General features: G+C 61.6%; 25 protein-coding genes and 1 tRNA gene. 16 read left to right on the top strand and 10 right to left on the bottom strand.

Annotation, left to right across the window (positions count from 1 at the left end):
* Window positions 1-4 precede the first annotated feature (4 nt).
* From aspS to RGM2987_RS16125, 15 genes are all read left to right on the top strand, one after another.
* Window positions 5-1,780 carry an aspartate--tRNA ligase gene (aspS, locus tag RGM2987_RS16195; protein ID WP_245143006.1) on the top strand — a complete coding sequence of 592 codons (1,776 nt, stop codon included), beginning with the start codon at window positions 5-7 and terminating at the stop codon, window positions 1,778-1,780.
* A 119-nt stretch (window positions 1,781-1,899) separates the two neighbouring features.
* On the top strand, window positions 1,900-2,646 hold the full coding sequence (locus tag RGM2987_RS16190) for a YebC/PmpR family DNA-binding transcriptional regulator (protein ID WP_215006579.1): 747 nt from the start codon (window positions 1,900-1,902) through the stop codon (window positions 2,644-2,646).
* Window positions 2,647-2,861: 215 nt separating this feature from the next.
* A complete protein-coding gene (gene ruvC, locus RGM2987_RS16185) occupies window positions 2,862-3,386 on the top strand; it encodes a crossover junction endodeoxyribonuclease RuvC (protein ID WP_024776477.1) in 525 nt (174 codons plus the stop codon).
* Between the two features lie 116 nt (window positions 3,387-3,502).
* A complete protein-coding gene (gene ruvA, locus RGM2987_RS16180) occupies window positions 3,503-4,111 on the top strand; it encodes a Holliday junction branch migration protein RuvA (protein WP_024779454.1) in 609 nt (202 codons plus the stop codon).
* On the top strand, window positions 4,112-5,173 hold the full coding sequence (gene ruvB / locus RGM2987_RS16175) for a Holliday junction branch migration DNA helicase RuvB (protein ID WP_175363048.1): 1,062 nt from the start codon (window positions 4,112-4,114) through the stop codon (window positions 5,171-5,173).
* 128 nt (window positions 5,174-5,301) lie between these two features.
* Window positions 5,302-5,769, top strand: coding sequence for a tol-pal system-associated acyl-CoA thioesterase (gene ybgC / locus RGM2987_RS16170; RefSeq protein ID WP_245143004.1), 468 nt, complete (start codon window positions 5,302-5,304; stop codon window positions 5,767-5,769).
* Window positions 5,759-6,454, top strand: coding sequence for a protein TolQ (gene tolQ, locus RGM2987_RS16165; protein WP_042728759.1), 696 nt, complete (start codon window positions 5,759-5,761; stop codon window positions 6,452-6,454). The genes ybgC and tolQ overlap by 11 nt, the downstream gene beginning before the upstream one ends.
* A gap of 23 nt (window positions 6,455-6,477) precedes the next feature.
* Window positions 6,478-6,930 carry a protein TolR gene (gene tolR / locus RGM2987_RS16160; RefSeq protein WP_161796096.1) on the top strand — a complete coding sequence of 151 codons (453 nt, stop codon included), beginning with the start codon at window positions 6,478-6,480 and terminating at the stop codon, window positions 6,928-6,930.
* Window positions 6,930-8,009 carry a cell envelope integrity protein TolA gene (gene tolA, locus RGM2987_RS16155; protein WP_245143001.1) on the top strand — a complete coding sequence of 360 codons (1,080 nt, stop codon included), beginning with the start codon at window positions 6,930-6,932 and terminating at the stop codon, window positions 8,007-8,009. Before tolR ends, tolA begins: the two co-directional genes overlap by 1 nt.
* A 17-nt stretch (window positions 8,010-8,026) precedes the next feature.
* Window positions 8,027-9,307 (top strand): Tol-Pal system beta propeller repeat protein TolB, encoded by a 1,281-nt coding sequence (gene tolB, locus RGM2987_RS16150; protein WP_245142999.1) that lies wholly within the window; start codon window positions 8,027-8,029, stop codon window positions 9,305-9,307.
* Window positions 9,308-9,359: 52 nt separating this feature from the next.
* Complete coding sequence (gene pal / locus RGM2987_RS16145; protein ID WP_003178634.1) at window positions 9,360-9,857, top strand: peptidoglycan-associated lipoprotein Pal; 498 nt, start codon at window positions 9,360-9,362, stop codon at window positions 9,855-9,857.
* Window positions 9,858-9,863: 6 nt separating this feature from the next.
* Window positions 9,864-10,697, top strand: a complete 834-nt coding sequence (gene ybgF / locus RGM2987_RS16140) for a tol-pal system protein YbgF (RefSeq protein WP_245142997.1) — start codon at window positions 9,864-9,866, stop codon at window positions 10,695-10,697.
* 166 nt (window positions 10,698-10,863) lie between these two features.
* Window positions 10,864-11,511, top strand: a complete 648-nt coding sequence (queE, locus tag RGM2987_RS16135; protein WP_245142993.1) for a 7-carboxy-7-deazaguanine synthase QueE — start codon at window positions 10,864-10,866, stop codon at window positions 11,509-11,511.
* A 1-nt stretch (window position 11,512) separates the two neighbouring features.
* Window positions 11,513-12,205, top strand: a complete 693-nt coding sequence (queC, locus tag RGM2987_RS16130) for a 7-cyano-7-deazaguanine synthase QueC (protein ID WP_245142990.1) — start codon at window positions 11,513-11,515, stop codon at window positions 12,203-12,205.
* Between the two features lie 63 nt (window positions 12,206-12,268).
* Window positions 12,269-12,344: transfer RNA gene (locus RGM2987_RS16125), tRNA-Lys, on the top strand.
* 124 nt (window positions 12,345-12,468) lie between these two features.
* On the opposite strand, the gene RGM2987_RS16120 is transcribed toward RGM2987_RS16125, so the two are convergent.
* From RGM2987_RS16120 to RGM2987_RS16100, 5 genes are all read right to left on the bottom strand, one after another.
* On the bottom strand, window positions 12,469-13,656 hold the full coding sequence (locus tag RGM2987_RS16120) for a cyanate transporter (RefSeq protein ID WP_245142988.1): 1,188 nt from the start codon (window positions 13,654-13,656) through the stop codon (window positions 12,469-12,471).
* Window positions 13,657-13,888: 232 nt separating this feature from the next.
* Entirely contained in the window at window positions 13,889-14,800 is a 912-nt protein-coding gene (gene copD, locus RGM2987_RS16115) for a copper homeostasis membrane protein CopD (protein ID WP_245142985.1), read from the bottom strand.
* Window positions 14,801-14,804: 4 nt separating this feature from the next.
* Entirely contained in the window at window positions 14,805-15,191 is a 387-nt protein-coding gene (gene copC / locus RGM2987_RS16110; protein WP_245142983.1) for a copper homeostasis periplasmic binding protein CopC, read from the bottom strand.
* Between the two features lie 52 nt (window positions 15,192-15,243).
* Window positions 15,244-16,164, bottom strand: a complete 921-nt coding sequence (locus RGM2987_RS16105) for a copper resistance protein B (RefSeq protein ID WP_245142981.1) — start codon at window positions 16,162-16,164, stop codon at window positions 15,244-15,246.
* Window positions 16,165-16,174: 10 nt separating this feature from the next.
* Window positions 16,175-17,917 carry a copper resistance system multicopper oxidase gene (locus tag RGM2987_RS16100; RefSeq protein WP_245142977.1) on the bottom strand — a complete coding sequence of 581 codons (1,743 nt, stop codon included), beginning with the start codon at window positions 17,915-17,917 and terminating at the stop codon, window positions 16,175-16,177.
* A gap of 316 nt (window positions 17,918-18,233) precedes the next feature.
* Here RGM2987_RS16100 and nadA point away from each other — a divergent pair, with 316 nt between their 5' ends.
* Window positions 18,234-19,292: a quinolinate synthase NadA gene (gene nadA / locus RGM2987_RS16095; RefSeq protein ID WP_047736635.1), complete on the top strand. Its 1,059-nt coding sequence runs from the start codon at window positions 18,234-18,236 to the stop codon at window positions 19,290-19,292.
* A gap of 204 nt (window positions 19,293-19,496) precedes the next feature.
* Here nadA and RGM2987_RS16090 read toward each other — a convergent pair whose 3' ends face one another.
* The 5 genes from RGM2987_RS16090 to gcvP form a co-directional block, all read right to left on the bottom strand.
* Window positions 19,497-19,985 (bottom strand): RDD family protein, encoded by a 489-nt coding sequence (locus RGM2987_RS16090; protein ID WP_245142975.1) that lies wholly within the window; start codon window positions 19,983-19,985, stop codon window positions 19,497-19,499.
* A 94-nt stretch (window positions 19,986-20,079) separates the two neighbouring features.
* Window positions 20,080-20,292, bottom strand: a complete 213-nt coding sequence (locus RGM2987_RS16085) for a cold shock domain-containing protein (RefSeq protein ID WP_003175786.1) — start codon at window positions 20,290-20,292, stop codon at window positions 20,080-20,082.
* Window positions 20,293-20,687: 395 nt separating this feature from the next.
* Window positions 20,688-21,812, bottom strand: a complete 1,125-nt coding sequence (gene gcvT, locus RGM2987_RS16080; protein ID WP_245142973.1) for a glycine cleavage system aminomethyltransferase GcvT — start codon at window positions 21,810-21,812, stop codon at window positions 20,688-20,690.
* A gap of 31 nt (window positions 21,813-21,843) precedes the next feature.
* Window positions 21,844-23,220, bottom strand: coding sequence for an L-serine ammonia-lyase (locus RGM2987_RS16075; RefSeq protein ID WP_245142971.1), 1,377 nt, complete (start codon window positions 23,218-23,220; stop codon window positions 21,844-21,846).
* A 187-nt stretch (window positions 23,221-23,407) separates the two neighbouring features.
* Window positions 23,408-26,257, bottom strand: a complete 2,850-nt coding sequence (gcvP, locus tag RGM2987_RS16070) for an aminomethyl-transferring glycine dehydrogenase (protein ID WP_245142969.1) — start codon at window positions 26,255-26,257, stop codon at window positions 23,408-23,410.
* Window positions 26,258-26,262 lie beyond the last annotated feature (5 nt).

The raw sequence follows: 26,262 nt of genomic DNA, 5'->3' as shown, positions 1-26,262 counted from the left end.
TACCATGATGCGCAGCCATTATTGCGGCCAACTGAACGAAAGCCTGGAAGGTCAGGAAGTTACTCTTTGCGGATGGGTCCATCGTCGCCGTGACCATGGCGGGGTGATTTTCCTCGACATCCGTGATCGTGAAGGCCTGGCCCAGGTGGTATTCGATCCGGACCGCGCTGAAACCTTCGCCACCGCCGACCGCGTGCGCAGCGAATACGTGGTCAAGATCACCGGCAAGGTGCGCCTGCGTCCGGCCGGTGCCGGCAATGCCAACATGGCGTCCGGCATGATCGAAGTGCTGGGCTATGAGCTGGAAGTGCTCAACGAAGCGGAAACCCCGCCGTTCCCGCTCAACGAATATTCCGACGTGGGCGAAGAAACCCGCCTACGCTATCGCTTCATCGACCTGCGCCGTCCGGAAATGGCCGAGAAGCTGCGCCTGCGTTCGCGCATGACCACCAGCATCCGTCGCTACCTGGACGAGAACGGCTTCCTCGACGTCGAGACGCCGATCCTGACCCGTGCCACCCCGGAAGGTGCTCGCGATTACCTGGTGCCGAGCCGCACCCACCCCGGCAGCTTCTTCGCCCTGCCGCAATCGCCACAGCTGTTCAAGCAACTGCTGATGGTGGCTGGCTTCGACCGCTACTACCAGATCGCCAAGTGCTTCCGCGATGAAGACCTGCGTGCCGACCGTCAGCCTGAGTTCACTCAGATCGACATCGAAACCAGCTTCCTCGATGAAAAAGACATCATGGGCCTGACCGAAGGCATGATCCGCAACCTGTTCAAGGAAGTGCTGGGTCTGGAATTCGGCGAATTCCCGCACATGACCTTCGAGGAGGCCATGCGTCGCTACGGTTCCGACAAGCCGGACCTGCGTAACCCGCTGGAACTGGTGGACGTGGCCGACCAGCTCAAGGACGTCGAGTTCAAGGTCTTCAGCGGTCCGGCCAACGACCCGAAATGCCGTATCGCCGCCCTGCGTGTTCCAGGCGGGGCCAGCATGCCGCGCAAGCAGATCGACGACTACACCAAGTTCGTCGGCATCTACGGTGCCAAGGGCCTGGCGTACATCAAGGTCAACGAGCGCGCCGCGGGCATCGATGGCCTGCAATCACCGATCGTGAAGAACATTCCTGAAGCCAACCTCAACGTGATCCTCGATCGCGTCGGTGCGGTCGATGGTGACATCGTGTTCTTCGGCGCCGACAAGGCCAAGATCGTCAGCGAAGCCCTGGGCGCGCTGCGCATCAAGCTCGGTCACGACCTGAAGCTGCTGACCTGCGAGTGGGCACCGATGTGGGTTGTCGACTTCCCGATGTTCGAAGAAAACGACGACGGCAGCTTCTCCGCGCTGCACCACCCGTTCACCGCGCCGAAGTGCTCGCCTGAGGAGCTGGAAGCCAACCCGGCGACCGCTTTGTCCCGCGCCTACGACATGGTCCTGAACGGTACCGAGCTGGGTGGCGGTTCGATCCGTATCCACCGCAAGGAAATGCAACAGGCCGTGTTCCGCCTGTTGGGCATCGAAGAAGCGGAGCAGGAAGAGAAATTCGGCTTCCTGCTGGACGCCCTGAAGTTCGGTGCTCCGCCCCACGGTGGCCTGGCCTTCGGCCTGGACCGCCTGGTGATGCTGATGACCGGCGCCCAATCGATCCGTGAAGTGATCGCGTTCCCGAAAACCCAGAGCGCGGCCGATGTCATGACCCAGGCTCCGGGCGAAGTGGACGCCAAGGCGCTGCGCGAGCTGCACATCCGCCTGCGTGAACAGCCAAAGGCTGAGTAAGGCTGACACCTGAAGGCGCATCTTCGGATGCGCCTTTTCGTTGGTGTCGATATTTCTGCTTGCCTGCCACCGCGCGAGCGCAGGGCGGGCAATGTTTCAAAGAAAAACCGGAGCGAGTTATGGCAGGTCATTCCAAGTGGGCGAACATCAAGCACCGCAAAGAACGTCAGGATGCCAAGAGAGGCAAGATCTTCACCAAGTGGATCCGTGAGCTGACGGTCGCGGCCCGCCAGGGTGGCGGCGACCCGGGTTCCAACCCGCGCCTGCGCCTGGCCCTGGACAAGGCGCTGGGCGCGAACATGAGCCGCGACATCATCGACCGGGCCATCGCCCGTGGCGCCGGTGCGACCGAGGCGGATAACGTTGAAGAACTGACCTACGAAGGTTATGGCCCGGGTGGCGTGGCGGTGATGGTCGAATGCATGACCGACAACCGCAACCGCACGGCCGCTGCCGTGCGTCACGCGTTCAGCAAATGCGGTGGCAACCTGGGCACCGACGGCTCGGTGGCCTACCTGTTCGAGCGCAAGGGGCAGATCAGCTTCGCCCCGGGCCTCGATGAAGACGCCCTGACCGAAGCCGCCCTGGAAGCCGACGCTGACGACGTGGTCAGCCATGAAGACGGCTCGTTCGAGGTGTTCACTTCGTTCGCCAGCTTCTATGCCGTGCGCAACGCCCTGGAGGCGGCTGGTTTCAAGCCCGCCGACGCGGAAATCGTGATGCAGCCGACCACCAGCGCCGAACTGGACCTTGAAGGCGCCGAGAAGGTGCTCAAGCTGATCGATATGCTGGAGGACCTGGACGACGTGCAGAACGTTTATTCCAATGCCGATATTCCGGAGTCGGTGGCTGAACAGCTTGGGTGACAGGCTTGATACCGCTCACTTAAGGTTGTTTGAAATCATTGTGGCGAGGGAGCTTGCTTGTGGCGAGGGAGCTTGCTCCCGTTTGAGCGCGAAGCGCTCACAAAACAGGGTCTGCTGCGCAGCCCAGCGGGAGCAAGCTCCCTCGCCACGGATATTCACTGTAAGCCTTTGATGAACTGTATTCTCTTGTACCCGCATTACTCTTCGCAGGCGCTATGACTCTAATCCTTGGTATCGACCCCGGTTCGCGCATCACCGGCTATGGCGTGGTTCGTGATACCGGGCGCGGCTGCGTGTACGTCGCGTCCGGCTGTATCCGCACCGGCGCCGGTGAATTGCACGAGCGCCTGCAGATTGTTTATCGCGGCGTGCGCGAAGTCATCCAGACCTACGGCCCGGTGACCATGGGCATTGAAAAAGTCTTCATGGCGCGCAACGCCGATTCTGCCTTGAAACTGGGGCAGGCCCGGGGGGCGGCCATCGTGGCCGGCGCCGAGGAAAGCCTGGAAATCGCCGAGTACACCGCGACCCAGGTCAAGCAGGCCGTGGTGGGAACGGGGGCGGCGAACAAGGAGCAGGTGCAAATGATGGTGATGCATCTGCTGAAACTGGTCAGCAAGCCGCAGATCGATGCCTCTGACGCCCTGGCCATTGCCATTTGCCATGCCCATACCCGTTCCAGCCTGTTGCCTCATGGCTTGGGAACCGCACGCAGTCGTGGCGGGCGCCTGCGTCTCTGATAGCATCAGCGCAATTATTCACGAGCCCGAGCAATTCTGCGCCTGTGTCGTCGGCCTTTTATGCCCGGGCTGCTACTCGCCAGCCAGTGGTTGGCCAACCCCCAAGGATCTGAAACGTGATTGGACGCTTGCGCGGCACCCTGGCTGAGAAACAGCCGCCGCACCTGATTCTGGATGTAAACGGGCTGGGCTATGAGCTGGAAGTGCCCATGACCACGCTGTATCGCTTGCCGTCGGTCGGCGAGCCGCTGACGCTGCATACCCATTTGGTCGTACGCGAGGATGCGCAGTTACTCTATGGTTTCGTCGGCAAGCGTGAGCGAGACTTTTTTCGTGAGTTGATCCGTCTCAATGGGGTGGGGCCGAAACTGGCCCTGGCCTTGATGTCGAGCCTGGAGGTCGACGAACTGGTGCGTTGCGTGCAGTCCCAGGACACCTCGGCGCTGACCAAGGTACCGGGCGTGGGCAAGAAAACCGCCGAGCGCCTGCTGGTCGAACTCAAGGATCGTTTCAAGGCCTGGGAAGCGGTGCCGGCGATGTTCGCGCTGGTGCCGAACCAGCCGGACGCGCCGGTGCCTGCGGCCAGCGCCGAGAACGACGCGGTGACCGCGCTGATCTCCCTGGGCTACAAGCCCCAGGAGGCCAGCAAGGCGATCTCCGCCATCAAGGAAAAAGGCTTGAGCACTGAAGACATGATTCGTCGTGCCCTGAAGGGAATGATTTAAGTGATTGAAGCAGACCGTCTGATCGCCGCCACGGGCGCGCCCCGTGACCGCGAGGAAGTCCAGGACCGGGCGATTCGTCCCGTCAGCCTGGCGGACTACATCGGCCAGCCGACCGTGCGCGAGCAGATGGAGCTGTTCATCCAGGCGGCCCGTGGACGCAGCGAATCGCTGGACCACACCCTGATCTTCGGCCCGCCGGGCCTGGGCAAGACCACCCTGGCGAACATCATCGCCCAGGAAATGGGGGTGTCGATCAAAAGCACCTCGGGGCCCGTCCTCGAGCGGCCGGGCGACCTGGCGGCGTTGCTGACCAACCTTGAACCCCACGACGTGCTGTTCATCGACGAGATCCACCGGTTGTCGCCCATCGTCGAGGAAGTGCTGTATCCGGCCATGGAAGATTTCCAGCTCGACATCATGATCGGCGAAGGGCCGGCGGCGCGCTCCATCAAGCTGGACCTGCCACCTTTTACACTGGTGGGCGCGACCACTCGTGCTGGCATGCTGACCAACCCGCTGCGCGACCGTTTCGGTATCGTCCAACGCCTGGAGTTCTACAGCAACGCCGACCTGGCGACGATTGTCAGTCGTTCGGCCGGCATCCTTGGCTTGCCACTGGATCCGGACGGTGCCTATGAGGTAGCTCGTCGGGCCCGGGGCACGCCGCGGATCGCCAACCGGTTGTTGCGCAGGGTTCGCGACTTTGCCGAAGTCCGGGCCAAGGGCCACATCACCAAGCCGATTGCCGACCTGGCGCTGAACCTGCTGGACATCGACGAACGCGGTTTCGACCACCAGGACCGGCGCCTGCTGTTGACCATGATCGAGAAATTCGACGGTGGCCCGGTGGGCGTGGACAGCCTGGCGGCGGCCATCAGTGAAGAGCGTCACACCATTGAAGACGTGCTGGAACCGTACCTGATCCAGCAGGGCTACATCATGCGCACACCTCGCGGGCGCGTGGTGACCCGCCATGCTTACCTGCATTTTGGCTTAAACATCCCGACACGAATGGGTGAGATGCCAGTGGTAGACGAGTTCCTCGATGCCGTGGACGATTGAGCGAGTCATTTACGACGACTTTTTTCCGGTTGGTGCTGTCCCAGACCACGCCTGGAGCGTCAATGGGTTCGAGAATGAAAAAAACAGTTGCCTGGCCGATTGGCAACCTGAGGAGTAAGCACTAGAGTATGCGCGCGCAAAACGGGCTGGAGTCGTTCGCACATCGCTGTCGCGTTTATTACGAGGACACCGATGCCGGCGGCATCGTTTACTACGTCAATTACCTCAAGTTTATGGAACGGGCTCGAACCGAACGGCTGCGGGAACTGGGTTTTGCCCAATCCGCGCTGGCAGGGGAGGACCTGTTATTCGTCGTGCATTCCAGCGAAGCGCGCTACCACGCGCCGGCGCGACTGGACGACGAACTGGTGGTAAGTGCCGATGTCATCGAATTGAACCGCGTCAGCCTGCGCTTCAAGCAGCAGGTCAGGCGGGCTGCGGATAATGTGCTGCTCTGCGAAGGGCAGTTTTTGGTGGCCTGTGTGCGCACCCATAGTTTGAAACCCCGGGCCATTCCCGAAGCTCTACGTGCGGCCTTTGCCGGCGTGAGCGGCGCGGGTACACACTCAGAGCAGGAGATAAAGCGTGGAAGCTAACGTCGTCGACCATACCTCCATGTGGAGCCTGGTCAGCAATGCCAGCGTCGTGGTGCAACTGGTAATGCTGACCCTGGTAGCCGCATCGGTGACCTCATGGATCATGATTTTTCAGCGCAGCAACCTGCTGCGCGCCGGTCGCCGTGCCCTGGAGAGCTTTGAAGAGCGCTTCTGGTCGGGTATCGACCTGTCCAAACTCTACCGCCAGGCTGGCAGCAACCCGGATCCGGACTCAGGCGTCGAGCAGATTTTCCGCGCCGGCTTCAAGGAATTCTCTCGTTTGCGCCAGCAGCCGGGCGTCGACCCCGAAGCGGTGATGGAAGGCGTGGCCCGTGCCATGCGCGTGGCGATCTCCCGCGAGGAAGAAAAGCTCGAGCAGAGCCTGCCGTTCCTGGCCACCGTCGGTTCGGTCAGCCCGTACATCGGCCTGTTCGGTACCGTATGGGGGATCATGAACTCCTTCCGTGGCCTGGCCTCCGCCCAGCAGGCGACCCTGGCCACCGTGGCCCCGGGCATCGCCGAGGCGCTGGTCGCCACCGCCATCGGCCTGTTCGCGGCCATCCCGGCCGTCATCGCCTACAACCGCTTCGCCGCTCGCAGCGAAACGCTGATCGGCCGTTACTACACCTTCGCCGATGAATTCCAGGCGATCCTGCACCGTAAAGTGCACACCAGCGAAGAATAAGCAGGTATTTCCCGATGGCTTTAATCGCTCGAGCCCGAAACAAGCGCAAGCCGGTTGCCGAGATGAACGTGGTGCCCTACATCGACGTGATGCTGGTGCTGCTGGTCATCTTCATGGTGACCGCGCCGATGCTCAATCAGGGCGTGAAGGTCGATCTGCCCAAGGTTTCCAGCGAAGCCTTGCCGCAGGACAACAACACCCAGGTCCTGACCATTTCGATCAAGGCTGACAAGACCTATTACTGGAACCTTGGCAGTGAAGTCGACACCGAGAAGCAGCAGGACCGGGCCATGACCTTGCCGCAGATGACCGATGCGGTGACCAAGATCATTCGTGTCGGCAACGACGCCGGCAAGCGTACCCAGGTGTTCATTCGCGGCGACAAGACCGTCGACTACGGCGCCGTGATGGGCGCGATGGGCGGTCTGCAGAAAGCCGGGGTCGGTAATGTTGGCTTGATCACCGAGGCCCCCTGATGCAGCAACAGCGAGAGCCCTCTGCGTCGGAAAGCTACTTCTGGCCCAGCGTCCTGGCAATCGGCCTGCATGTGCTGGTGTTCGGCATGCTGTTCGTCAGTTTTGCCATGACGCCTGAGTTGCCGCCGGCCAAACCGATCGTGCAGGCGACGTTGTACCAGCTCAAGTCCAAAAGCCAGGCCACGACCCAGACCAACCAGAAGCTGGCCGGTGAGGCCAAGAAGTCCGCCGCACGGCAGACCGAAGTCGAGCAGATGGAGCAGAAAAAGGTCGAGCAGGAAGCGATAAAGGCCGCGGAACAAAAGAAAGAGGAAGCTGCTCAAAAGGCCGAAGAAGCCAAGAAGGCCGATGAGGCGAAAAAAGCGGACGAGGCGAAAAAGGCTGACGAAGCCAAGAAAGCCGACGACGCGAAGAAAGCCGCCGAGGCGAAAAAGGCAGAAGAGAAACAATTGGCTGATATAGCCAAGAAGAAAGCCGAGGAAGAAGCCAAGAAAGCCGCTGAAGAAGAGGCCAAGAAAGCGGCCGCTGAAGAAGCGAAGAAAAAGATTGTCGAGGACGCGAAGAAGAAAGCGGCCGAAGACGCCAAGAAGAAAGCTGAAGCTGACGAGGCGAAGAAGAAAGTCGCCGAAGACGCGAAGAAGAAAGCCGCCGCCGACGCCGCCAAGAAAAAGGCCCAGGACGCAGCGCGTAAATCTGCCGAAGACAAAAAGGCCCAGGCCCTGGCAGACCTGCTTTCCGACAAGCCGGAGCGTCAGCAGGCATTGGCGGACGAGCAGGGCGATGAAGTCGCCGGCAGTTACGATGATCTGATTCGCGCCCGAGCGGCAGAAGGCTGGGCTCGTCCACCTTCGGCACGCAAAGGCATGACGGTAGTATTGCAAATCGGCATGTTGCCCGACGGTACGGTTACCTCGGTCAGCGTGGCCAAGTCCAGCGGTGACGGCCCGTTCGATGCTTCGGCGGTCGCAGCGGTCAAGAACATTGGACGATTGACGGAAATGCAAGGAATGAAACCGAGCGACTTTGCTCCCTATCGTTCGTTCAAGATGACATTCACACCTGAGGATCTAGCCTTGTGAGAAACATTCTTCGATCAATGCTTGTCGTTATCTGCTGCCTGGCAGGGATGGCGGTAGCAGAGGAAAAGAACATTCTGGTCACCAGCGGCAGCGACCGGGCCACCCCGATCGCCGTCGTACCGTTCGGCTGGCAGGGCGGTAGCGTCCTGCCGGACGACATGGCGGAAATCATCGGCAACGACCTGCGCAACTCGGGTTACTACGCGCCGATTCCGAAGCAGAACATGATCAGCCTGCCAACCCAGGCCAGCGAAGTCATCTACCGTGACTGGAAGGCCCTGGGTGCCCAGTACATCATGGTCGGCAGCATCGTTCCGGCCGGCGGTCGCCTGCAGGTGCAGTACGCCCTGTTCAACGTCGCCACCGAGCAGCAGGTACTGACCGGCAGCGTGTCGGGCAGCGTCGACCAGTTGCGCGACATGTCGCACTACATCGCCGACCAGTCGTTCGAAAAACTCACCGGCATCAAGGGCGCGTTCTCCACCCGCATGCTCTACGTGACGGCCGAGCGTTTCTCGGAAAACAACACCCGCTACACCCTGCAGCGCTCCGACTATGACGGTGCCCGCGCGGTGACCCTGCTGCAATCGCGCGAGCCGATCCTGTCGCCGCGCTTTGCCCCCGATGGCAAGCGTATCGCCTACGTCTCGTTCGAGCAGAAGCGTCCGCGCATCTTCGTGCAGCATATCGATACCGGTCGCCGCGAGCAGATCACCAACTTCGAAGGCCTGAACGGCGCGCCATCCTGGTCGCCTGACGGTTCGCGCCTGGCGTTCGTGCTGTCCAAGGACGGTAACCCGGACATCTACGTGATGAACCTGGCTTCGCGTTCGATCTCGCGCGTCACCAACGGCCCGGGTATCAACACCGAACCGTTCTGGGGCAAGGATGGCTCGACCATCTACTTCACCTCCGACCGTGGCGGCAAGCCGCAGATCTACAAGACCAGTGCCGGTGGCGGCGGTGCCGAACGCGTGACGTTCGTCGGTAACTACAACGCCAACCCTAAACTGTCGGCGGACGAAAAGACCCTGGTGATGATCCATCGCCAGGACGGTTTCACCAATTTCAAGGTGGCGGCCCAGGATTTGCAGCGCGGTAGCGTAAAAATCCTCACTGATAGCACTCTGGACGAGTCACCTACTGTTGCGCCCAACGGCACCATGGTAATCTACGCCACCCGCCAGCAGGGCCGGGGAGTCTTGATGCTCGTGTCCATTAATGGACGCGTGAGGCTCCCGCTTCCTACCGCACAAGGCGAAGTCAGAGAACCGTCCTGGTCCCCTTACCTGAACTGACGCGGCGCAATACGTTTTACTTAACACACTGGGGTTCATTAGGAGTTTCACGATGGAAATGCTGAAGTTTGGTAAATTTGCTGCGCTGGCTCTGGCCATGGCTGTAGCTGTAGGTTGCTCGTCCAAAGGCGGCGACAACGCCGGTGAAGGCGCTGTTGATCCAAACGCTGGTTACGGCGCTAACACTGGTGCTGTTGATGGCTCCCTGAGCGAAGAAGCTGCTCTGCGCGCAATCACCACCTTCTACTTCGAATACGACAGCTCGGACCTGAAGCCAGAAGCCATGCGCGCTCTGGACGTTCACGCCAAAGACCTGAAAGCAAACGGCGCTCGCGTTGTTCTGGAAGGCAACACCGACGAACGTGGTACTCGTGAGTACAACATGGCACTGGGCGAGCGTCGTGCGAAAGCCGTTCAACGCTACCTGGTACTGCAAGGTGTTTCCCCAGCTCAGCTGGAACTGGTTTCCTACGGCGAAGAGCGTCCAGTTGCTACCGGCAACGACGAGCAGTCCTGGGCTCAAAACCGTCGCGTCGAACTGCGTAAGTAATTCGTCATGCGAACGTGCCGTCGTGCTGTAACTGTTCTGGCTCTCAGCCTCGCGCCGCTTGCGGCGTGGGCTGCGGTTCCTGTGGTCGATAACGATGCCGGCTATAACAATAGCGGGAGCAGCTATCCGCCTGCGGGTTACGGTACGAACGGCGCCTATGCCGGGGGAGGGGTTTCGGCCCCTGTCTCGGCACAGGGCGAGCTGTTCAACCAGCTCCAGCAAATGCAGGATCAACTGTCGCGCCAGCAAGGCGTGATCGAAGTTCTGCAGAATGATATTTCGCGCATGAAGCAGGAAAACCTGGAGCGATACCAGGATCTTGATCGGCGCATAGGAACCGGCGTTGCACCTGCCGCGACTCCTGAGAATTCTGGTGCCGGTGGCGACTTGAACGCCCCCGGCGCAGCCGCTGGCGCCGGCGCTGCTGCTCCGGCAGCACCTGCCGCCAGTGGCGAGCCGGCCGATCCGGCGAAGGAAAAGCTCTATTACGATGCTGCCTTCGACCTGATCAAGGCCAAGGATTTCGACAAGGCCAGCCAGGCCTTTGCCGCTTTCCTGCGCAAGTACCCCAACAGCCAGTACGCGGGCAATGCCCAATACTGGTTGGGTGAAGTGAACCTGGCCAAGGGCGACCTGCAAGGCGCCGGCCAGGCGTTTGCCAAGGTGTCCCAGCTGTATCCCAAGCACGCCAAGGTGCCGGATTCGCTATACAAGCTGGCTGATGTAGAACGCCGCCTCGGTCACACCGACAAGGTCAAGGGCATTCTGCAGCAGGTGGTGGCCCAGTACCCGGGCACTTCCGCTGCTCAGTTGGCCCAGCGCGATTTGCAGCGCATGTAACCGGGTTTGATCCCGTATTGAAGAAACCCGCGCCTGTCGCGGGTTTTTTCGTTAGAATTCACGCCCTTTTATGAAACACGCTTTTTGGGATCTACGCGTTGGCGGGGTTCCTTGAAGTGCCTGACGGAGGCGGACAGCCTGTTTAGCTGTTACGCCCGTGGCGACTATGCAAGACACATTGAGAATCACCGAAGTTTTTTACTCGTTACAGGGTGAAACGCGAACGGCCGGGCTGCCCACAGTATTTGTGCGCCTTACCGGTTGTCCGTTGCGCTGCCAATACTGTGACAGTGCCTACGCTTTCAGCGGCGGCACTTTGCGCACCCTCGACGACATCCTTGAACAAGTGGCCGGCTACCGTCCGCGCTATGTCTGCGTCACCGGCGGCGAGCCATTGGCACAACCCAATGCCATTCCCTTGATCAAGCGGCTGTGTGATGCCGGCTACGAGGTCTCGCTGGAAACCAGTGGCGCGCTGGACATCTCGGCGGTCGATACCCGCGTCAGTCGAGTCCTGGACCTGAAAACCCCAGGTTCAAAGGAAGCGCATCGCAACCGTTACGAAAACATCGAGCTGCTGACGCCTAACGATCAGGTCAAGTTCGTGATCTGCTCGCGGGAGGACTACGACTGGGCCGTGTCCAAGCTCATCCAGTACGGGCTCGACCAGCGGGCCGGCGAGGTTTTGTTCTCGCCGAGTCATCACGACTTGAACGCCCGGGAGCTGGCGGATTGGGTGGTGGCGGATAACCTGCCGGTGCGCCTGCAATTGCAGTTGCATAAATATCTTTGGAACGACGAGCCGGGGCGCTGATATGACTGAGCAATCGAACACTTTGGAAAAACGTGCGGTCATCCTGTTGTCCGGCGGCCTCGACTCGGCCACCGTCGTGGCCATGGCCCGTGCCGAAGGCTACTGTTGCTACACCATGAGTTTCGACTACGGCCAGCGCCACCGCGCCGAACTGCAAGCCGCCGAGCGGGTGGCCCGGGACCTGGGCGTGGTGGAACACAAGGTGATCGGCCTGAACCTCAACGGCATCGGCGGCTCGGCCCTGACCGACAGTTCCATTGACGTACCCGAGGCTCCGAGCGAAGGCATCCCGGTGACTTATGTGCCGGCGCGCAACACCGTATTCCTGTCCCTGGCCTTGGGTTGGGCCGAAGTCCTGGGCGCCCGTGACATCTTCATCGGGGTCAATGCGGTGGATTATTCCGGCTACCCGGACTGTCGCCCGGAGTTCGTCGAAGCGTTCGAGCGCATGGCCAACCTGGCGACCAAGGCCGGCGTAGAGGGGCAGGGGTTCCGTATCCAGGCGCCGTTGCAGAATCTGAGCAAGGCCGCCATCGTCAAGGCGGGCGTGAAGCTTGGCGTGGACTACGGGCTGACCGTTTCCTGCTACCAGGCCGACGATCAGGGCCGCGCTTGCGGCAAGTGCGACAGCTGCCGCCTGCGGGCAGAAGGCTTCGCAGCGGCGGGCGTGAGCGATCCAACCCCTTATTTTTGATTTATTTCAAATTAAGTGTTGAATAGTCCTTAGAAATCAGTATTATACGCGCCACCACACAGCGGGTCGTTAGCTCAGTTGGTAGAGCAGTTGGCTTTTAACCAATTGGTCGTAGGTTCGAATCCCACACGACCCACCATTTTTAGCAGTTTTAAAAGTCTGGAAGGCCCACGAAAGTGAGGATTTCCGGATTTTTTTTTGCCTGCTGAAAAGTGATCGGGCTGATCCGGAACCTGCCGTGCGGTTCCGGATAGCTCACCTTATTAGCGGATGTGCTGGGCGTAGTGCCTGGGGTCCAGTCGCAACACCATCAGCAGCATCAGCGCCATGACCGCCGTCAGCGACCACCAGGCCCACTCGAAGCTTCCCAACTGATCACGGATCATCCCGGCAATCAGGGGCGAAAGTCCGGCGATGAGGTAACCGATTCCTTGAACGAATGCCGTCAGGCCGCCGGCCCGGCGTGGGTTGTCCAAGTGATCGAGGGAGACGATCAGGCTCATGGGGAACAGGCCACCGATACCCAGGCCCAGCAAGCACGGCCACAGCAGACTGAAACGTTCCGGGCTGAGGATCAGACCGCAGAAACCGCCGATGATCAGGGCCAGCAGGGCCGCCAACACCCAGCGTTTATCCCGGCTGCGGTTGGCAATCGCCGGAGTGACCAGGCCGGATAACACTTCCATCGCCGTGAGGAACCCCAGCAGCAGGCCCGCGTGCTGTTCGCTCCAGCCTTTTTCCACGTAGTACGGCGCCAGCCAGGCGAGCACGCAGGTGTAGGAGGCGGTGCCCAAGCCAAAGAAAATCGCCAGGAGCCAGGCCCGAGCGTTGCTGGAAAACGCTTCGTGACGCCGGGACGCTGTTTCGGGCAAGGGCGTGATGTTCGAATGCTGGGCGTACCAGCAGCCCAAGGCGACCAACGCCAATACTGCCCAGATCGCCAGGCCGACGCGCCAACTGCCAGTCTGCGTCAGGACAAAGGGTGAAAACGATGCGGCAATCGCCGCCCCGCCCATGATGGAGGTGACGTACAAGCCCATGAACAGGGATACGTTGTCGGTGAAGCGCGACTTGATCAGTGCCGGCATCACGGCTTGGATCAGCGCGATGCCGATCCCGGCTACGATAGCGCTGGCAATCAACCCCGCGGCGCTGTCCAGGTACAAGCGCGAGGCCGTGGCGATGCCAATGATCAGCAACGACAACACGATGGTGCGGTGTTCGCCGATGCGCAGGGCGATGCGCATGCCCACGAACATCGCCAGCCCCATGGCCATGACCGGCAGCATTGTAAGCAGCGAAGCGCTGCTGAAGCTCAGGGGTATCTCACCGCGAATGGCTGACAACAGCGGCCCGACCGCCGCCATCGAGGGACGCAGGTTCAGCGCTACCAAGACGATGCTGACCATCAGCCAGATGGCGTGGGTGGTTGAGGTTCGAATGTTTTCCATAGCAGGGCCTTGGCTGGATAAAGCCCCATTTAGGCCAGGGCACCTTGCGATGGGCAAACTGAAAACTGGAAAGAGCTATTTAAAAATTCGATGGCGCTACAGGCGCTTGCCCAAGAGCGCAATGCCTATTCCTTGTGGGAGCGAGCTTGCTCGCGATGCGGCAATACCTCTACATCAATACGAACTGACCCAACGTTATCGCGAGCAAGCTCGCTCCCACAGGGGGGACGGTTTAGTCCGGCAGCGGGCTCAGCGTCCCCAGCCACGCCACCAACCCCAGGATGATCACCGCCACAGCGAACTCCAGGCCCATGCTGCGCCGCAGGGCATTTACCGCGACCCTGTGCTCGCCGGTCTTTCGAGCCTGCTCCAGCAGTGGGCCCAGGTGAAAGCGGTTCAACGCGGCGAACGCCAGCATGGCGGCGAACAAGATGAGCTTGAGCGCCAGCAACTGACCGTAGGTGCTGTCCAGCAGCCCTTCGACGCTTGGGCCAGCGATGAACAGATAATTCACCACCCCCGTCACGCTGATGACCGCCACGATCACCGCCCCGGCGGTTTCAAATCCGGTCAACGTCCGGGCCAGTACCGCCAACTGCGGTTCAGCCTGGCGAAGCAGCAGGACAAACGCGGCCAAGGCCCCGACCCAGCCACCCGCCGCCCATAGGTGCAGGAAGTCGGTGATGAAGTGCCAGTTGCGGCGCGTGCCTTCGTCCATTGCGCCGTGCCCTGCCCAGGCCAGCGTTGCCAAGGCCATGGCCCCGCCGAGCGTGACCAGGCCCAGGCTGGCAGTCGGCCAACGTTTATTGAGCGTCACGGCGACACCCGCCAGCAGCAGCGCCACTATCCGCAGTGTCCAACTCGAGCCGACGTCGGTCTCCAACACCATCATTTCAATGTGCGGCCACAGTTCGGCCCAGTCTGAAACACCGCTCATGGCCCAGGCCATGCACGCCATGGCGGCGAAGGAGAGCAGCCCGCCCAGCACCGCCGTGGTCACCAGCAGCGGTGTGAAAGGCAACTGCGCGCCCGACACCCGCTCCTGGCCTCGCAGGCTATAGAGCCCGAACGCGGCCAGGCCGAACAGCAACATCAGATCCAGATACAGGGCAAAACGCAGGGCGATGTTGATCGAGTCGCTCATCAACTCACTTCACCTTGAACGTGACGTTACCGGTGATTGGGTGAGTATCGGACGACACCGCGCGCCACTGGACCTGATAGGTGCCTGCGGTGAGTGGGGTATTCGGGGTAATGACCATGGTTTTCGGGTCATCGCTGCCGGATACCTTGGCCGGCATGGGCATCGGCGAATGAGCCGCCATGCCGGGCATTTCGGTCATCAATAGCTTGGCACCGGAGAACTTGGTCATCAGGTTCTCAGAGAAGTGCAGCTCTATTTTTGCTGGCGCTGTCGCATCCGCACCTTCGGCGGGCGTCGAGGACAGCAGTTTCGGGTGGGCCTGGGCCAGACCGCAGGCTATCAGGCCAGTGGACAGGGCAACAGCAATGACCGCTTTTTTGATCAAGGACATGCAAGGACTCCTACAACTTGGTTTTTTAGTTTTTAGCGAAACAGGTCAGTGGTCAGAACCACATGCGCAGCCCCAGCACCAGGCGCGCCTCACTGCGGTCTTCGCCTTCTTCGCGAGCGTAATCGGCGGTGTTGCCGTAGGCCCGGTTCCAGGTGACGCCGACGTAGGGGGCAAACTCGCGGCGTATCTCATAGCGCAGCCGTACGCCGAGTTCGGTGTCCGACAGCCCTGAGCCGACCCCACGGGCGGGATCGTTCTTGCTGTAGAAATTGGCCTCGGCGGTGGGCTGCAGGATCAGCCGATTGGTCAGCAGGATGTCGTAGTCGCCTTCCAGGCGCGCCGCACTCTGGCCGCTCTCACCTATGAACACGGTGGCCTCTGCTTCGAAGTTGTACAGCGCCATGCCTTGCACGCCGAAGGCGGCCCAGGTTTGTGAATCGCCTGGCTTGAAGTCCTGGCGCACGCCGGCCACCACGTCCCACCAGGGGCTGATGGCGTGGCCCCACAGGGCCTGAAGTTCCGCTTCTTCGGTCTTGCCGTTGAGGCGTTCACCTTCGGAGCGCAGCCACAAGCGGTCGATGTCGCCACCGATCCAGCCGGAGGCATCCCAGTTCAGGGCGCTGCCGTCGTCGGCGTCCTGCCACTCCAGCTGGTCGATGAGGAAAAACGAATTGATGGCGCTGTCATGCACCGCGTGTCCGCCATGATCCTCGTAGACGGCGGCGCGGTCGGCGGCGGTCAGTTCCGGGATCGGTGTGCGGCTGCTGGTCGGCGCTGATTGCATGGGTTCCATACCCTGCATCGAATCCATGCCTTGCATCGAGTCCATACCTTGCATCTGACTATGGTCCATCCCGGGCATCTGACTGTGATCCATGCCTTGCATGTCGTTGCCCGCCGCCCAGACCGAGGTGGTGGCGCCGAGGGTCAGGCTGGCAATGAGTGCCATGGGGTATTGAAAAACAGTGGTCATGGTCGGCTCCTCATTCCTGCACCCGAACTTCACGGAACATCCCCATCTCCATGTGAAACAGCAGATGACAGTGGTACGCCCAGCGTCCGAGGGCATCGGCGGTCACCCGGTAGCTGCGCTTGGCACCCGGTGGCACGTCGATGGTGTGCTTGCGCACCATGAACTGGCCGTTCTCGTCCTCCAGGTCGCTCCACATTCCGTGCAGGTGGATGGGATGGGTCATCATGGTGTCGTTGATCAGCACGATGCGCAGTCGCTCGCCGTACTTGAGCAGCAGCGGCGCGGCGTCGGAAAATTTCACGCCGTTGAACGACCAGACGAATTTCTCCATGTGCCCGGTCAGATGCAGCTCGATCGTACGGGCCGGCTCGCGACCGTCGGGGTCGGGGAACGCGCTGCGCAGGTCTGAGTAGGTCAGCACTTTGCGGCCGTTGTTGCGCAGCCCCATGCCCGGGTCGTCGAGCTTGGGTTTGACGCTCATGGCCTGCATGTCCACCAGGGGGTTGTCTTTCTCGGTGTCGGGATGCGACAGCATGCCGTCCATGCCTTGCATGGCGCCGTGATCCATACCGGCCATGTCGCCCATCCCCTGCATCTGGCTATGATCCATGCCCTGCATCGAGCCGTGGTCCATGCCACCCATGCCCATGTCGTCCATGGTCACCAATGGACGCGGGTCCAGGGGCGGCACCGGTGCCGACAACCCGGCCCTGGCCGCGAGGGTGCCGCGGGCATAGCCGGTGCGGTCCATGGACTGGGCGAACAGGGTGTAGGCCTCTTGGGTCGGTTCGACGATGACGTCGTAGGTTTCGGCCACCGCGATCCGGAACTCGTCAACGCTCACCGGTTTGACGTATTGGCCGTCGGACGCCACCACTGTCATCTTCAAACCGGGAATACGCACGTCGAAATAGCTCATGGACGAGCCGTTGATAAAGCGCAGGCGAAGACGTTCGCCAGGCTTGAACAGGCCGGTCCAGTTCATGTCCGGCGCCTGGCCGTTCATGAGGTAGGTGTAGGTGGCGCCACTGACATCGGCCAGATCAGTGGGATTCATCTTCATCTCCGCCCACATCTTGCGATCCGCCACGGTGCTAGCCCAGCCGTTCTTGCCCACATCGTCAATGAAGTCGCCGACGGTGCGTTTGTTGTAGTTGTAGTAGTCCGATTGTTTCTTGAGCTTGCGGAGGATGTGGCCGGGGTCCTCATCGGTCCAGTCGGTGAGCATCACCACATAGTCCCGTTCGTACTGGAAGGGCTCCGGTTCCCTGGCGTCGATCACCAGCGGGCCGTAGACCCCGGACTGCTCCTGGAAACCGGAGTGGCTGTGGTACCAGTAGGTGCCGTTTTGCCGGACCTTGAACTGATAGGTGTACAGGCCGTCGGGCTCGATGCCCTTGAAGCTCAGCCCCGGAACGCCGTCCATGTTGGCTGGCAGCAGGATGCCGTGCCAGTGGATGGAGGTCGTATCCTTCAAGCGATTGCGCACCCGCAGGGTGACGGTGTCGCCTTCACGCCAACGCAGCAGCGGGCCGGGAATGCCGCCGTTGATGGTCTGGGCGGTACGTGGAGTGCCGGTGAAGTTGACCGGACTTTCGCCGATGAACAGATCGAACTCGGTGCCGCTCAGGACGTTGGGCTGGCCCGGGCCGTTGACTGCCCAGACAGGCGCGCGCCACAAGCCCAGGCCGCCGAGGATGCCACCGGCAGCCAGGCCCTTTACGAAGGTTCGCCGGGATGTTTTTGTTTGCATACGATGTAAGTCCGTCAGTCGATTCGCAGCGAATACGGGCCAATATCCCGGTGTCGCTTTGAAAAGAAGATGACATAAGCCGGCCGGGCAGGTGATTACATTTCGGTCAGCTTGCTCTTGCTGGGGCGTGCGTCCGGGTCCAGGGTCGGGCACAGGTCAGAATCATCTTTTGCATCGACGGGATATTCTGTAGCCTTGCCGGCTTCACGCTGTCCCGTGCCTGATTGATACCCACTTTCCCGGCGGTACCCGAGTGGTCCGGAGCCGGGGTGTATACTCGACTTTCGCGCTAAACGCGCTTGCAGGTCTTGCGAACATGACGCAAATTTCCGAACGCCTTCTGGTCCAGGCCCACCTCGACGCCAAGCAGCCCAAGCCGCTGAGCGCCGAACAAGAGGCCTGGTACCGCGCCGCCATCGCCGCCGAGCTCAAGGCTCAGGACGCGGTGCTGGTTGCGCACTTCTACTGTGATCCGATCATCCAGGCCCTGGCCGAAGAGACCGGCGGCTGTGTGTCCGACTCCCTGGAAATGGCCCGCTTCGGCAACGCCCATCCGGCCAAGACCGTGGTGGTGGCCGGGGTTAAGTTCATGGGCGAGACCGCCAAGATCCTCAACCCCGAGAAGCGCGTGCTGATGCCGACGCTGGAGGCCACCTGCTCGCTGGACCTGGGTTGCCCGGTGGATGAGTTCTCGGCGTTCTGCGACCAGCATCCGGAGCGCACCGTGGTGGTGTATGCCAACACTTCGGCGGCGGTCAAGGCGCGGGCCGACTGGGTGGTAACGTCCAGTTGTGCACTGGAAATCGTCGAAAGCCTGATGGACAACGGCGAGACGATCATCTGGGGTCCGGACAAGCATCTGGGAACCTACATCCAGCGCAAGACCGGCGCCGACATGTTGCTCTGGGACGGTGCCTGTATCGTCCACGAAGAGTTCAAGTCCAAGCAGTTGGAGGACATGAAGGCGCTGTACCCGGACGCCGCGATCCTGGTGCACCCGGAGTCGCCGACTTCCGTGATCGAGCTGGCGGACGCCGTGGGTTCCACCAGTCAGTTGATCGCCGCCGCCCAGAGCCTGCCGAACAAGACGTTGATCGTTGCCACCGACCGCGGCATTTTCTACAAGATGCAGCAGTTGTGCCCGGACAAGGTCTTCATCGAAGCCCCAACCGCCGGCAACGGCGCGGCCTGTCGCAGTTGCGCACACTGCCCATGGATGGCGATGAACACCCTGGAACGCACGCTCAAGAGCCTGCAGGAAGGTGCCAATGAAATCTTCGTCGACCCGGCGCTGATTCCCCAGGCCATCCGCCCGCTCAAGCGCATGCTGGACTTTACCCAGGCTGCGCGGATGAAACTGGCCGGGAATGCTTGATCAGTAAGGTTTTGGGACCGCAAAGGTCTCAAGGCCTATAAAACCTTTGTGGCGAGGGAGCTTGCTCCCGCTGGGCTGCGCAGCAGCCCCTTTCCCTGATGCCGGTGATTTCAGATGAGCCCGCATAGGCCATTTTTCGGCAGCTGCGCAGCCGAGCGGGAGCAAGCTCCCTCGCCACAGGGGGCAGCATCGGTCAGGTAGGCTTCACTTGGTCTTCTTCGGAACCCGCACCAACTGGGTGTCCGAGTAGATGTCATGCCAGCTGCGCTTACGCTTGTCGAACAGCGCCCAGATAAAGCCCAGCCCCACCAGCAGCAACGATGCAATCGACACCACAAACCGCAACAGCGCCTGCCACAGGCTGATGGCCGTGCCATCGGCGTTCTGTACGCGGATGCACCAGACCTGCATGCCCAGGGTCTGGCCGTTGTGGGTCCAGAACTTGGCGAAAAAGCCGAACAATACGAACAGCAGCACCGTGGACAGCAGAGGGTCGCCGTCCAAGGCGCCGGATTCGGTCAGGGCACGCATTTTTTCTTCGCCGATGATTGCCATCTGAATCATCTTGTACGCGCCGCTGGTGACGATCAGCAGCGCCGTGCACAGCAAGAAGTCATAGAACATCGCTGCCAGGCGACGACCCAGGCCGGCGGGGGGAAAGTCGCCCTGGGGGGTGAGCAGGTGTTTCGGCATGACGGCCTCGGATGAAAAAAGAAGCCATTTTACGGATTTGCGCGCACAAAAAAGCCCCTGATATCAGTATCAGGGGCTTTTTCGTTACAGAAGATCAGGCTTCTGCTTGTACTTCGTCAGCCTGCATGCCTTTCTGGCCTTGTACGGCAACGAAAGTGACTTTCTGGCCTTCTTTCAGGCTCTTGAAGCCGTTGCCCTGGATGGCGCGGAAATGCACGAACAGATCCGGACCGCTTTCAGGCGTGATAAAACCAAAACCTTTCTCGTCGTTGAACCACTTGACGGTACCGCTCTGACGTTGGGACATTTTCTTATTTCCTTTGACGCTAAAATTGATGACAGCCTCTTTCACCTGAAAGAGTACTGGGGCTGGGTTGCAGGAAAGTAAGAGACGTCGAGCGGGATGTAGCAAACTTCATAAGCTACTGCCCAGGTCACGATTCCAAGCGACCCATGCAAACACAGTGACCAAACTCTACGCCAACTATGAACAAAAAAACAACCCCCCTGAGGAGCCCGTATTTACTCATCTTTGCTGGCATTTGGACGCTTCGCTGGCCTGGGCTTATACGATAGGGGAGTTCAATAAGTAGCGAACGTTATAAGCCCGGTTCAATAGCTTAAAGATGCACCTTTTTATGGCGGTTGCGTTACACATTAGTGCACGTATAACGCAGCTGCGTTACTTATAGAAACAGTCAATCAACCACGGTAGTAGCGTTGCGGAACGAATGGCATTTTGCTTACAAGTAGAGGCACCTTTTTCCCACGCACAATCGCCCAGACTGGCGTATCCAGTGCGACATAGGCGCTGTCCAGATAACCCATGGCCAACGGGGCGCCCAGGGTCGGGCCGAAGCCACCGCTGCACACTGTCCCGATAATCTCTCCCGCTTCGTTGACGATCTCGGCACCCTCGCGCACCGGTGTGCGTTCCTGGGGCAGCAGGCCGACGCGTTTGCGGCTGACGCCGTTCTGTTGCTGGGCGAACACGCTCTCGGCACCGGGGAAACCACCGGCGCGGGCACCGTCGGCCCGTCGTACCTTGGAGATGGCCCACAGCAGGCTGGCTTCGATGGGGGTGGTCTCGGTGTTCATGTCGTGGCCGTAAAGGCACAGGCCGGCTTCCAGGCGCAGTGAGTCACGAGCGCCCAGGCCGATGGCGGCGACTTCCGGCTCGGCCAGCAGGGCGCGGGCGAGTTTTTCCGCGTCGGCGGCGGGCACGGAGATTTCGAAACCGTCTTCACCGGTGTAGCCGGAACGGCTGACAAAGCAGTCCACGCCCAGCAGCGTGACGCGCTGGAATTGCATGAAGGTCATCTGTGTCACGTCTGGCGCCAGGCGCGCAAGTACAGTGACGGCAGCCGGGCCTTGCAGGGCGAGCAAGGCGCGGGCTTCGAACAGCGGCTCGATGCTGCACTGGTTGCCGATATGGCTGCGCAGGTGGGCCAGGTCTTGGTCCTTGCAGGCCGCGTTGACCACCAGGAACAGTTCGTCATTGCCCAGGTTGGCGACCATTAGGTCGTCGAGGATGCCGCCGTTCTCATTGGTAAACATGGCGTAGCGCTGCATACCCACCGGCAGGTCGATGATGTCCACCGGCACCAGGCTTTCCAGGGCCTTGGCGGCGGCTGCGCCGCTCAGGCGGATCTGGCCCATGTGGGACACATCGAACAACCCGGCCTGGTCGCGGGTGTGCTGGTGTTCTTTCATCACGCCCAACGGGTACTGCACCGGCATGTCGTAGCCGGCGAACGGCACCATGCGGGCGCCGAGTTCGAGGTGCAGCGCGTGGAGCGGGGTTTTCAACAGTGGTTCGGTGGACATATCAGCTCCTGGAAAAATGAAGAGAGGCGCATCAGCATTCGATGATGTTGACCGCCAGACCGCCGCGGGCGGTCTCCTTGTATTTGCTTTTCATGTCGGCGCCGGTCTGGCGCATGGTGCGGATGACTTTGTCGAGGGAGACGAAGTGATGCCCGTCGCCGCGCATGGCCATGCGCACCGCGTTGATGGCTTTCACCGAGCCCATGGCGTTGCGCTCGATGCACGGCACCTGGACCAGGCCGCCGATAGGGTCGCAGGTCAGGCCGAGGTTGTGTTCCATGCCGATCTCGGCGGCGTTTTCCACCTGTTGCACCGTGCCGCCCAGCACTTCGCACAAGGCACCGGCGGCCATGGAACAGGCGACTCCGACCTCACCCTGGCAACCGACTTCGGCGCCGGAGATCGAGGCGTTTTCCTTGTAGAGAATGCCGATGGCGGCGGCGGTCAGCAGGAAGCGGACCACGCCATCCTCATTGGCGCCAGGGATGAAGCGCATGTAGTAATGCAGCACGGCTGGGATGATCCCCGCTGCGCCGTTGGTGGGCGCGGTGACGACCCGTCCGCCAAAGGCATTTTCTTCGTTCACGGCCAAGGCATACAGGTTGACCCAGTCCAGTACCGACAATGGGTCGCGCAACGCCGCCTCGGGGTTCTTGCACAACTGGCGATGCAGCGCGGCGGCCCGGCGCTTGACCTTCAGCCCGCCCGGCAGGATGCCTTCGTTGCGGCAGCCGGCCGCCACGCAGTCTTGCATGACCTGCCAGATTTTCAGCAGGCCGGCGCGGGTCTCGGCTTCGGGGCGCCAGGCACTTTCGTTGGTCAGCATCACTTGGCTGATGGACAGGCCGTAGGTGGTGCAGTGGCCGAGCAGGTCCTTGGCGCTCTTGAACGGGAAGGTCAGGGCGGTGGCATCTTCGACGATACGGTCGGCGCCGGCCGCGCCTTCATCGACGACGAACCCGCCGCCGATGGAGTAATACTCGCGGCTGCGCACTTGCAGCCCGGCACCGTCGAAGGCGCGGAAGATCATGCCGTTGGGGTGAAAGGCCAGCGGCTTGCGGATCATCGCCAGGTGCAGCTTTTCATTGAATTCGATGGGGTGCTGGCCGAGCAGGTTCAAGCGACCGTTGCTGCGAATGTCCTGCAGACGGGCGGTGACGGTCTCGGTGTCCACGGTGTCCGGGTGTTCTCCTTCCAGGCCCAGCAGCACGGCCTTGTCACTGCCGTGGCCCTTGCCGGTGGCACCGAGGGAGCCGTAGAGCTCGACCTTGACGCTGGTGATGGTTTCAAGCAGGTCATCACGGCGCAGCCCCTCGACAAAACGGGCAGCGGCACGCATCGGGCCGACCGTGTGGGAACTGGACGGGCCGATACCGATCTTGAACAGGTCGAACACGCTTAACGACATGGTGTTTCTCCGGTTTCTTTTTATGATCGAGAGTTATGCAGGGCCCCCTGTGGGAGCGGGCTTGCTCGCGAATACGGTGTGTCAGCTAATCAGATGTTGACTGACCTGCCGCGTTCGCGAGCAAGCCCGCTCCCACAGGGGGATAGGCGGCGTTGTTGGAAGGGGCGGTTGACCCACCCCTCAACAATCAAGCGTAGCTTTCGATCGACGGGCAGGCGCAGACCAGGTTGCGGTCGCCGAACACGTTGTCGACCCGGCCCACCGGCGGCCAGTACTTGCCTTCGATCAACGACGCCACCGGGTACACCGCCTGTTCGCGGCTGTAGGGGTGGGTCCACTCGCCGACAATTTCCGCCGCAGTGTGCGGGGCGTTTTTCAGCGGGTTGTCGTCTTTGTCCAGGCTGCCGTTTTCCACCGCGCGGATTTCTTCACGGATGCAAATCATGGCGTCGCAGAAGCGGTCCAGTTCTTCCTTGGATTCGCTTTCGGTCGGCTCGATCATCAGCGTGCCGGCCACCGGGAACGACATGGTCGGGGCGTGGAAACCGAAGTCGATCAGGCGCTTGGCCACGTCGTCGACACTGATGCCGCTGCTGTCCTTGAGCGGGCGCAAATCGAGGATGCATTCGTGGGCCACCAGGCCGTTGCTGCCGGTGTAGAGCACCGGGTAGCGCTCTTCCAGGCGACGGGCGATGTAGTTGGCGTTAAGGATCGCCAACTGCGAGGCGCGCTTGAGGCCGGCGCCGCCCATCATGCGGATGTACATCCAGGTGATTGGCAGGATGCTCGCGCTGCCGAACGGCGCCGCGCACACCGCGCCCTCCTTGCGTGCCATGTTGGCGTGGCCCGGCAGGAATGGCGCCAGGTGCGACTTGACGCCGATCGGGCCGACGCCCGGGCCGCCACCGCCGTGGGGGATGCAAAAGGTCTTGTGCAGGTTGAGGTGCGACACGTCGCCACCGAACTTGCCCGGCGCGCAGAGGCCGACCATGGCGTTCATGTTGGCGCCGTCGATATACACCTGGCCGCCGTTGTCGTGAATGATGCCGCAGATTTCGCGGATCCCTTCTTCGAACACGCCGTGGGTGGACGGGTAGGTGATCATCAGCGCAGCGAGGTGTTCGCGGTGCTCGATGGCCTTGGCCCGCAGGTCTTCGATGTCGACGTTGCCACGGGCATCGCAGGCGGTCACGACGACACGCATGCCGGCCATGTTGGCGGTGGCGGGGTTGGTGCCGTGGGCCGAGGACGGGATCAGGCAGATGTCGCGACGGTCTTCGCCACGGCTCTGGTGATAGGCACGGATCGCCAACAGGCCGGCGTATTCACCCTGGGAACCGGCGTTGGGTTGCAGCGACACCGCGTCGTAACCGGTGGCGGCGCAGAGCATGGCTTCCAGCTCGTCGGTCAACTGCTGGTAGCCGGCGCTCTGCTCGGCGGGCGCGAACGGGTGCAGCGCGCCGAACTCGGCCCAGGTCACCGGGATCATTTCGCTGGCGGCGTTGAGTTTCATGGTGCAGGAACCCAGCGGGATCATGGTGCGATCCAGGGCCAGGTCCTTGTCGGCGAGCTTGCGCAGGTAGCGCATCAGCTCGGTTTCGGAATGGTAGCGGTTGAACACCGGGTGGCTGAGGACGGCCGATTGGCGCACCAGTTCCGCCGGGATGCGGCTTTGCACGCTGGCGGCCAGGGCAGCGAAGTCCGGCAGGGCCTTGCCGTCGGCCAACACGCTCCAGAGGGTTTCGATGTCGGCCTGACAGGTGGTTTCGTCCAGGGACAGGCCCAGGCGTTGCGCGTCCACCGCGCGCAGGTTGATGCGCTGGGCACGGGCCTTGTCGTGCAGGGCGGCGGTTTGCGCGCCGGTGTGCAGGGTCAGGGTGTCGAAGAAGCTGTCCTGCTCGACGCTGACGCCCAGCGCGTCCAGGCCCTTGGCGAGGATCGCGGTCAGGTGATGGATGCGGTTGGCGATCTGCACCAGGCCCTTGGGGCCGTGGTACACGGCGTACATGCTGGCGATGTTGGCCAGCAATACCTGGGCGGTGCAGATGTTGCTCGTGGCTTTCTCGCGGCGGATGTGTTGCTCGCGGGTCTGCATCGCCAGGCGCAGGGCCGGCTTGCCGAAACGGTCCACGGAAACGCCGACCAGACGGCCAGGCATGTCGCGCTTGAAGGCATCCTTGGTAGAGAAATAGGCCGCGTGCGGGCCGCCGAAGCCCAGTGGCACGCCGAAGCGCTGGGCGCTGCCGATGGCCACGTCGGCGCTGAATTCGCCTGGCGGGGTCAGCAGGGTCAGGGCCAGCAGGTCAGCCGCAACGGCGACCAGGGCATTGGCGGCGTGGAAACGTTCGGTCAGTTCGCGGTAGTCGAACACGTCACCGTTGCTGGCCGGGTATTGCAGTAATGCGCCGAAGAAGCGGCTGACGTCGCTCAGTTCGCGTTCGTCGCCGACCACCACCTCGATGCCCAAGGGCTCGGCACGGGTGCGCAGCACGTCGAGGGTCTGCGGGTGGCAGTGGCCGGACGCGAAGAAGGCGTTGCTGCCCTTGTTCTTGCTCAGGCGCTTGCAGAAGGTCATCGCTTCGGCGGCGGCGGTGGCTTCGTCCAGCAAGGACGCGTTGGCGATCGGCAGGCCGGTGAGGTCGCTGATCAGGGTCTGGAAGTTCAACAGCGCTTCGAGACGGCCCTGGGAAATTTCCGGCTGGTACGGGGTGTAGGCGGTGTACCAGGCCGGGTTTTCCAGCAGGTTGCGCAGGATCGGCGCTGGCGTGTGGCAGTTGTAGTAGCCCTGGCCGATGTAGGTCTTGAACAGTTGGTTCTTGGCGGCGATGGCCTTGATCGAGGCCAGTGCGTCGGCTTCGCTCTGGCCGTCGCCCATGTCCAGCACGCTGGTGCCCTTGATGCTCTCAGGGATGACGCTGGCGCTCAACGCTTGCAGAGAGTCGTAGCCCAGGCGCTCGAGCATGGCGTGCTCGTCGCTGGCCCGTGGGCCGATGTGACGGGCGATGAATTCGTTGGCGGTGCCCAGATTGATACTCATGTCGT

Origin of the sequence: Pseudomonas sp. RGM2987, assembly GCF_022952855.1 — a bacterium.
GTDB lineage: Bacteria > Pseudomonadota > Gammaproteobacteria > Pseudomonadales > Pseudomonadaceae > Aquipseudomonas.
This window is presented reverse-complemented; position numbering and strand designations above follow the sequence as displayed.